General features: G+C 50.6%; 2 protein-coding genes. Both read left to right on the top strand.

Translation table 11 applies throughout. The annotated features are described in order from the left end of the window. Positions 1–766: 766 nt before the first annotated feature. Positions 767–2425, top strand: a complete 1659-nt coding sequence (locus AAH187_RS18835) for a thiamine pyrophosphate-binding protein (protein ID WP_342350031.1) — start codon at positions 767–769, stop codon at positions 2423–2425. Positions 2426–2606: 181 nt separating this feature from the next. Next, positions 2607–3875 (top strand): AmmeMemoRadiSam system protein B, encoded by a 1269-nt coding sequence (amrB, locus tag AAH187_RS18840; protein WP_342350032.1) that lies wholly within the window; start codon positions 2607–2609, stop codon positions 3873–3875. Positions 3876–4025 lie beyond the last annotated feature (150 nt).

Here is a 4025-nt window from a genome sequence, read left to right on the forward strand (position 1 = left end):
ATATGGTTTTTCTAAGGGAATTGAGTATTGGAAGTGGCCAGGACTTTTATCTCCCTGCACTTCGCAGGGACATTGAATATATCCTTGCATGCAGCTGTATCAGAATTTCCAATTTTCGGAACTCACTTCAGGGATTGAGGTTTCGCCGGAAAGTGTGCAGAAGGAGTTAGTCAGCCACCTCTGTTTTTTTTCTCCCATCCATAAATCTCCTCGCTCGATAGAGGTCCGCCATCAGTTCCGGATGTTTCACGCGAGTGAACGTCTCTTCGGCCATTATGAGTCCTTTTCAAATGACCTCTACGGCATTGGCCATCTTCTAAAGCCTCTTGGCACTCACTACATTGAAGAAATCGTGGAGAGCAACACGCATTCTTTGTCACGCTCATGAGTCAGTTTATTCTTCCATTAAGGAGAGCGAAGCATCTTGTATAATTATTTAGTCCTACTTGGGTTTTGGGTTGGTGGGATCAAAATCTGAACGGAAAAATCATTGCTCATTGCGTGAATGAAATCAACTTCAATAATTCCTGGCTTACCAACAGGATTCCAGCTAAATGGTATAGGCATATCACCTCCGTCCCTCATGGATCGGGAATTTTCATTTTTAATGGCCTGAGCTTTTCCGTTTTTTAGATTTCATCCAGACAAATTGGCATTTATATTTCATTTGGGGTTTGTGGAAGTTAAATATCGTCTGCTCGATTAATCATGTCGTCTCTTTTTATAACCGGATTTTCCGATATAATGACAAAGAGGTTAGATCCCAGTGAATCATTCCTACACCATCGGCACACTCCTTCTAGACCGCTTGTACAAGCTGGGTCTGCACCATATTTTCGGCATTCCCGGCGATTATGTGCTGACCCTTTTTCAGCTCATCGAAGAATCGCCTATCCGGCACATCGGAACGACGCGGGAAGATTGTGCGGGCTTTGCGGCAGATGCCTATGCGCGCATACATGGGATTGGCGGAGCCTGTGTGACCTATTGCGTCGGCGGTCTGAATATGGTCAATGCCGTTGCCTGTGCCTATGCCGAGCGCTCGCCGGTGGTGTTGATCTCCGGTTCACCAGGCCTGAATGAACGAGTCAATAATCCCTTCCTTCATCACATGGTCCGTGATTTCTCGACCCAACGCGATGTCTTTGAAAAGATTACGGTGGCTTCCGTCGTTTTGGATGACCCTCATACTGCGGAACAGGAGATTGACCGGGCCTTGAAGGCGTTAATCCAATTTAAGCGGCCGATCTATCTGGAGATTCCACGGGATCTTGTGCTGACTCCCGTGCAGGTGGCTTCAACAAACCCACCGAAAGTCACAGCCTGCCAGAGTGACCCGGCGGCCCTCAAAGAAGCCGTCGCCGAAGTTCGCGGCATTCTGTCAGGTTCCGAACGTCCGGTTATTCTAGCCGGTGCCGAAATCCATCGATTCGGTCTTCATGACCAATTGACCGATGTGGTCGAGCATATGAATGTGCCTATCGCCACGACCTTGCTGGGGAAGTCGGTTATTCGCGAAGACCATCCTTTGAATATCGGGGTGTATGGCGGACTGGTGGGACGGGAAGAAATTCTGGAGTTCGTGGAAAATGCCGATTGCCTCCTGACCTTGGGAACATTACTCACTGATGTTGAAGACGTCAAAGCGCATGCCACGCTTCTTGCTGCCGGCCGTACCATTCATGCGACGGCGGACTCCATCGCTATCAAGCATCACAGCTATGACGGCGTCCGCTTTGAAGACTTTGTTCGAGCGTTGGCGGCGTCTCCCTTGCCGTCCTTTCCCGCACGAGCGCTCCCGCCACGCGACAGCGTCCGGTTTGATCCACCTGGTCCGGAAGCAGTAGTGACCCTTCGCAATGTGTTCGGGTATCTGGATGGCTTGCTGAATGACAAGACGGTGGTGATTGCTGATGTGGGGGAATCGCTGTTTGCTGCTGCCGATCTGCGTGTCCGAAAAAGTGCGGAGTTCCTGTCTCCGGCCTATTATACCTCCATGGGATTTAGTGTCCCGGCTGCTCTCGGTGCGGGGTTTGCCGATCCCGGACTGAGGCCACTTGTATTGGTCGGCGACGGGGCATTCCAAATGACCGGCACCGAATTGTCCACCTGCATTCGCTACGGACAGGCCCCCATTGTGGTGGTGTTGAATAACCGCGGTTATGGGACGGAACGGGAAATCCTCGAAGGTCCGTTCAATGACATCCATGAGTGGCAGTACGAGAAGATTGTTGATTTGTTGGGCGGAGGCGTGGGCCATCGAGTGGGCACATTTGGGGACTTGGTCCAAGCTTTGACTGCTGCCGTTGATGATCACAAGCAGGTCCATGTGCTGAATGTGCTGCTTGATCCTCGGGACCGATCCACAGCCATGAAACGCGTTGCTCAACGACTGGCCAAGAGAATGGCAGGGCAAAAGCCTTAATCTTTCCTTGGCTCTGAGTCCTGGTTCATCATCCAGGCCTGTTTGAGCCTATTTCATTTTTCCCTTTCACGATATTCATCAAAACCCCTTGTCCTGATTGGTTGCGGGCTTGATTAATGCGCCCGTATAATGCTTTGGTTTGAGACAAAATTTTCCTTACAGCCAGGATAGGACCCTACATATGAGTACCGAGACCGTCGAAAAAGATTCCAAAAACTACCCCATTCTCCGCAATTTGCAATATTCCCCGCTGAAGCAGGGGGAAGAACAATATATTGTGTTGTGGGACCCTTCCGGCCTGTCTTCTGAAAAGCTGGTGTTGCCGCTGAATTTTTTCTATCTGTTCCAGTTTTTTGACGGGGACCATTCCCTGGAACAGGTTGGCGCTGAGTACCTCAAGAAGTATGGCGAATTTATGATGCCGGATCGCCTCACAAAATTGGTGAGCGACCTGGACGAGAAATTATTTTTGGAAGGTGATCGCCTCAAACAGGTTCAGGCACAAGCATTTGAGGCCTATCGAAAGCTTGATGCGAGGCCGATGGCGTTTGCCGGGAAACAATATGAGGCCGATCCGGCCAAACTGCGGGCGCAGATCGACGGGTTTTATGCTTCAAAGGAGGGACCGGAGAAAGGAAAAGCGGAATGTGCCGGTCAGACCATCAAGGGCCTGGTGGCCCCGAATTTTGAATTGAAAGATGCCGGGCCCATCTACGCGTGGGGCTATCAGGAATTACGGCTAGGCCAGGTCCCGGATGTGTTGGTGTTGATCGGCACCTGCCATGCGGGTCTCGAAGGGGGAGTGGCCTTTACGGATAAAGATTTTGAAACGCCCTTTGGGACCGTGCCGGTCAATCGAGCGATTATCGACTTGATCCGCAAAGAAACCGGGGAGACATTTTTTGTGGAAGATATTGCCCATCTCCGTGAGCATAGTCTGGAATTGCAACTGCCGTTTCTCAAGCATGCACTGGGTGAAGACCGGGAGATTTCGATTGTGCCTATTCTCGTGGACTTTCCTCCTGACACCCTCACGGGCGGGGAGTATCAACAGCTCTTTCACCGCATTGATCAATTTCTCACGATTACCAAACGCGCGATTCAGGCCAGCGGACAACAGGTGTGTGTCATTGGGAGCGCCAATTTAGCCCATATCGGGATTCGCTATGGAGACAAAACACCTCCCACCGATTTTTCATTTCACAGATGTATGCAGATTGATCTGGAAATGTTGAAGAAGGTGGAAGAGGCAGATCCCGAAGGGTTTGCAGAGTTTATCTTGAAAGAGGGGAATCAGCGGCGCATTCTAGGGTTTTCCGTCATCTTTTCGCTGATGAAACTGCTCAAGCGTGATGGGGAGGATTTTAAAGGACAGGTGCTTCGCTATGATCGGGGGATTACCGATCAGTTTAATTCCACGGTGACGTACGCCAGTATCGTGTTTGTCTAATGGGTCTGTTGAAAAAAGCCGCCAGCGGCGTTCTCGCCATTTTTCCGTGCTCACGTATTACACATACGCTCCGTGCGTAAAAATGGCTGTGGCCCTGCTGGACGGACCCTTCGGGAAGACTCAGGGCATGCTTTTTTGAACCGACCCGAA

Source organism: uncultured Nitrospira sp. (assembly GCA_902500695.1).
Lineage (GTDB): Bacteria > Nitrospirota > Nitrospiria > Nitrospirales > UBA8639 > Nitrospira_E.

Excerpts from the sequence above, each read along its gene's own strand:
- amrB (WP_342350032.1), top strand. The coding sequence starts at position 2,607 with ATGAGTACCGAGACCGTCGAAAAAGATTCCAAAAACTACCCCATTCTC.